Source organism: Nocardia sp. NPDC051929, from assembly GCF_044548645.1.
Taxonomy (GTDB): domain Bacteria; phylum Actinomycetota; class Actinomycetes; order Mycobacteriales; family Mycobacteriaceae; genus Nocardia; species Nocardia sichangensis.
The window spans coordinates 1-1,061 of the sequence record NZ_JBIUCG010000077.1 but is presented as its reverse complement, the minus strand read 5'-3'; the positions used below and the strand labels follow the sequence as shown (position 1 = coordinate 1,061).

Genomic DNA, 1,061 nt, shown 5'->3' with positions numbered 1-1,061 from the left:
TCGTGGCTGCGGTGATCGGTCCCGTTCAACGCGAAGTAGCGTAGAGCCGCGAATTCGGCTTCGATCCAGTTCAACCACGATGAATAGGTCGGCAGGAACACCAGTTCCACGTCATTGGCCGCGGCCCAGGCGCGGACCTCGGCTCGCTTGTGCGGGGAGAAGTTGTCGAGGATGACGTAGAGCCTTTCGCCGGGCCAGCGTGCCCGCAGCGACTTCAGCAACGACAGGAACTCCTGCCACCGTTTACGATCCCGGATCCGGTAGTGGAGCTTGCCGGTCGCCAGATCCAGAGCGCCGAGCAGGTGCCGCACGCCCTGGGTCCGCCGGTAAGTCGCTCGCAGCCGTTTCGGGGTTCGTCGCGGGAACCAGCCACGACCAGCGCGGGGTTGCAGATTCAGCGGCCCGAACTCGTCCACGCAGATCACCCGTCCATCGGTGGGTGGATGGTCATAGAGGTCCAGCACGCGGCTCATCTTCGCGGTGAACTCGGGATCGGTCCCGGCTTTCCAGGCCTTGACCGCCTGCCACGACACCCCCTCGGCTTTGAGGATCTTGCGCAGAGTTTCGCGGCTGATCTCAGCGATGCCGTTGCCGATCAGTACTTCGCGCAGTTTCGACAGGCTCCATGTCGAGAACGGCCAGCCCAGGTCACGCGGGCAGCACCGGGCGATGCAGGCGATGCGTTCACGCGTCGCCCGATCGACCTTCCTCGGCCTGCCCGCGCTCCATTTTGGGTCCAGCGCGTCGAACCCCCGTTCGTTGAACTCGTGGATCACCTGCCGCACGTACGCTTCGCTGACCTGCATCAACCTTGCGATCGCGGGAACCGGCTGCCGCTGGGCCGAGGCCATCACCACGATCGCTCGTCGCATCCTGACCGGTTGTTTGCTCGTCTTGGTGATCTTCTGCAACCGCCGCCCCTCCTCTGGGGTCACCGCTCGCACAAACACTTCCGGCTTCCGGGCCACCAACACCACCTCCACCGGCAGCATCACCGGCAACAGGTCCACGATCAACCCGACACCCAGTTACCGAGGCAACCTACTTGGACGAGGCACTAG

General features: G+C 64.3%; 1 protein-coding gene. It reads right to left on the bottom strand.

Annotation, left to right across the window (positions count from 1 at the left end; all coding sequences use genetic code 11):
* Window positions 1-1,010, bottom strand: a 1,010-nt coding sequence (locus tag ACIHAX_RS37815; RefSeq protein ID WP_397282472.1) for an IS630 family transposase, incomplete at its 3' end; no start/stop codon positions are given.
* Between the last annotated feature and the right edge of the window lie 51 nt (window positions 1,011-1,061).